The 2,845-nt window shown below is 36.7% G+C and carries 2 protein-coding genes and 1 pseudogene; 1 reads left to right on the forward strand and 2 read right to left on the reverse strand.

The features are described from left to right. Nucleotides 1-29: 29 nt before the first annotated feature. Nucleotides 30-164 carry a hypothetical protein gene (locus PX481_RS03010; protein ID WP_288093608.1) on the forward strand — a complete coding sequence of 45 codons (135 nt, stop codon included), beginning with the start codon at nucleotides 30-32 and terminating at the stop codon, nucleotides 162-164. On the opposite strand, the gene PX481_RS03015 is transcribed toward PX481_RS03010, so the two are convergent. Together PX481_RS03015 and PX481_RS03020 are read right to left on the reverse strand one after the other, a co-directional pair. Next, the gene (locus PX481_RS03015) at nucleotides 99-1,988 is read right to left on the reverse strand and encodes an AAA-like domain-containing protein (protein ID WP_288093604.1); all 1,890 of its coding nucleotides are present in this window, start codon (nucleotides 1,986-1,988) and stop codon (nucleotides 99-101) included. The genes PX481_RS03010 and PX481_RS03015 overlap by 66 nt on opposite strands. A 176-nt stretch (nucleotides 1,989-2,164) precedes the next feature. Then, nucleotides 2,165-2,674 (reverse strand): annotated as a pseudogene (locus tag PX481_RS03020) (AAA-like domain-containing protein); the annotation flags it as partial. Nucleotides 2,675-2,845 lie beyond the last annotated feature (171 nt).

The following is a 2,845-nucleotide window of genomic DNA, read 5'->3' on the forward strand; positions in this document are numbered from 1 at the left end:
CCCTTATAGAGAAAGGCATTTAGCGATTTTTGTCAATTGTTTTTGCTCTAGAGCGAACTAATCAATTAAGTCTCTTGCCAGATAAGGATTTAGTCGATTTATGCCCCCCTATCGAACCATACCAAGTAACGAAGAACCCAAAAAGTAAATCCAAGAAAGCCTAATAGTGCCAAGAAAGATAATATTTTAGTTAAACCAGCAGGAGAATTCTCCACCTCAACTAATTTTTCTAATTCTTGTTTAACCCATTTAACATTAAATACCTCTTGATAAATTCGATTGGTCACTTCTAGATAATAATCATTCTTAATCACTAATTCTGCTTGCTGAAGTGCCAATTTTTCCGTTTTGTTATCAGCAAAGACTCCCCCCTGCTGCAAAATTTCTTGATAGATTTCTAATGTTGACCTAACATTTTTATCAGGAGTTAAGAGACTGTTTTGTATTTTCCAGAGATGGGCTGCCGCTTTATTTTGTAACCAATTTTCTACAATATTTTTCTGAATCAATTGTTCAATTTTTGGTTTTTCTTCTCCTTTCCGCAACTCATTTTTATTGTCGATTAGCAAACCGATAACTATTTCCGTTAACTCCAAGTTACCACCCGTCCAAGCTAGAATTTCCTCAATTAAAGCTGCTCTTTGATTCTCCTCAAATTTGGGCGTTAATTGTTTTTCAGCCAGTTGATATGCTTCCCCTTGACGTGCTATCTGTGCTTTTCGTTTGGCTGCGATTTCACTTAACTCTAAAAAACGCTTTTCTGACTCATTAAGGTCTTGATTTTTACTCCAAGTTAAAGCTTCTGCTAAATCTTGATCATAAAGAAGTTTAGTGTCATCTTCCCCTGAATTTAACCAAACTTCGTACTTTTCAATGTATGGAGGGATTTTATTTAATTCCGTTGTCACCCAAGTTTCATTAAAAACATTTCTATAAATCTTATTATAAACTTTTAACTTTTGTCGGTCTTCAACTACCAATCCCGTTAAGCGTAATTCTATTTGATCAAGACTACCATCATCGGTAATTTCACCATTTCTTAAAATTTCTAGGTAAAGCTTCAGCATTCTTCTACCCGTGACACGCTTATTTAATAAACGATTCCGAATAGTTTTTAGGTGTTCTGGACTATCTTGAGATACCCAGTTACTAATTACTTGCGACTGGATAAAATCGCCGACAGTAATCGGGTTTGCTGGGGATTCCTTGCCAAATTCAGGGCGAGATGTGGAGATTAAACGACAAATTTTTTGAGTTAAAAACGGTTGTCCACCTGTCCATTCTATAACCTCCTCTAAAACCCGTTCTGGTGCGATAACTTTGTCCTGCAATCCCTCGGCAAGTTTTCTGGCATCCCTTTTAGTAAATCCAGATAATCGAATATCTTGACCAATATTAAAAGGACTACGATTATTATCTAGAATAAAGTTAGAAACTGCCGCTACCCCCAACATACAAAAGGTTAGACGTTGGTAATCCCTATTATGGGGACGGTTTTCATGACAGCTACGCAGCCAAGCAAAGAAATCATCTGTGGAAAAATTTAAACTCAGAACGCTATCAATTTCATCGAAACAGATAACAATAGGTTGGTATATCTCCTTTAAGAGAATTTCATCAACAAATTGATCAAGACGATTAATAGCTGATTTATAGGCTCGTTCATCCCACCAAGTTTGCTCTTTTCCCCGAATAGAAAGATTGAAGCGTTTAACCAGTTGCTCAAATAATACTCGATACCAAATATCTTCGGAGATGTTTTTTCCTATACCACTCAAATCAATGGTAGCACAATCAATATTATCCTCTTGCAGTCGTTTTTGTGTCTGTACCCACAAACTTGATTTTCCCATTTGACGGGAATTTAACACATAGCAATACTGTCCATTTTTTAGATAGTTATAAAATATATCATCTGCTTCCCGCTTGATATAACTAGGTGCATCTAGGGGAACGCTGCCTCCAACATGATAAAAATTGGTCGCCATAGCATTAAAATTAGCAATTTGTCTGATTGGTTAAGTTCGATGAATAATTTAATCAAAGGTTATCTGTGCCTAAGCTAGTCCGCATTTAAAGTTCTGGGTTCGATGAGGGAACGGGGAACAGGTGAAAACGAATATTAGATTTAGATGTACAACAGTTTAACTCAATATATTGGATTTTAGGAGGATAGGCGATACCTAAAATAGTCGCTGTATAGTGGATAACGGGGTTGAACAGCATTCTGCACAAAGGTTACTAATCCTAAACTATGAAGTTGCCAATTAATTGTTGCACCTAAATCAACGGGAGAAGAGGACTCTACAACCTTTTTCATTCCTGCTGCTAGGTTTGGATGTTCTTGTAAGTTTAGCAAATGTCCTCGCAAATGATCCCCATAAATTCCCTCTTCCGTGGCTGCTGTCTCTAAAAAATCTGCTAAAGACAGTTGTTTTTGGCTAATCCCATAAATCGCCTTTTGGATTAAATAGGGATGTCCCCCGACAAGATTAATTATTTTTTGCAGTTCATCTTTTCCCAAGTTAGCCTGATATTTATTGGCTAGAGTCAAGACCTGTTCTAGAGTAAAATCAGGTAACAGGATTTCTGTTCCTACATTTAAAGGAGATTTATTCAGGTCAGCAGGAACATAATTTTCTGTGGAATAGGTGATAATTAAGTGTAACTTTTGCGGCTCTTCGGTTTGTGTTATGCAATGGAGGGGGGTTATAAGGGATGGAACCCTTATATAGAAAGGCATTTAGCGATTTTTGTCAATTGTTTTTTATCTAGAGCGAACTAATCAATTAAGTCTCTTGCCAGATAAGGATTTAGTCGATTTATGCCCCCCTATCGAACCATA

This window comes from Microcystis sp. M53603_WE2 (assembly GCF_030065435.1).

Bases quoted from the DNA above. Each gene is read 5' to 3' on its own strand.
- PX481_RS03015 (WP_288093604.1), bottom strand. From the start codon at position 1,988: ATGGCGACCAATTTTTATCATGTTGGAGGCAGCGTTCCCCTAGATGCA.